Source organism: Thalassotalea sp. G20_0, assembly GCF_017744175.1.
Classification (GTDB): Bacteria; Pseudomonadota; Gammaproteobacteria; order Pseudomonadales; family Endozoicomonadaceae; genus Endozoicomonas.
The window spans coordinates 1-570 of the sequence record NZ_JAGHQV010000473.1 but is presented as its reverse complement, the minus strand read 5'-3'; the positions used below and the strand labels follow the sequence as shown (position 1 = coordinate 570).

Here is a 570-nt window from a genome sequence, read left to right as displayed (position 1 = left end):
TCCACATCCTCAACATGACACATATCTAAGGTTGTATAGTTTTCGACTGTATCGAACAGCGGTTCAGCGGATGCATAAAGAATCAAGCTTGGCTTTGCATCTTCGACGATAGATAAAATGCGGTCTTTGGGAGATTTCGTATCTAAAGGGACATAAGCCGCACCTAAAGAGAGTGTCGCGAGAAGTGCAACTACGGCATCACAAGACTTTTGAATGTGAATAAGAACCCGATCACCGGGCAGTACTCCTCGAGCATTTAACGCCTTTGCCAGCGAAGATACTTTCTTGCCTAGTTCACAGTAGGAAAGCTTGCACCTACCGTCGTCAACGGCTAATCGATCACCGTGATAAGCTGCCCAATATTGAATGCGTTGGGGTAACGCTACTGCAGTAGACATCTTTATCTCCAACTACACCGTTCTGCTTTCAATAAGTTCAACAAGCGTTCCAAACGAGGCTAGTGCATCAATATCATCCATTGACTCACCAAAATTAACACCGAGCTCAGAACTGATTTGCACGGTAAGTGATACCGAATCAAGGCTATCTAAATTGTATTTAGTAATAAAA

The 570-nt window shown here is 43.5% G+C and carries 1 protein-coding gene; it reads right to left on the bottom strand.

Annotation, left to right across the window (positions count from 1 at the left end; genetic code table 11):
- Positions 1–398, bottom strand: a 398-nt coding sequence (locus J7438_RS27110; RefSeq protein ID WP_209279115.1) for an AMP-binding protein, incomplete at its 3' end; no start/stop codon positions are given.
- Between the last annotated feature and the right edge of the window lie 172 nt (positions 399–570).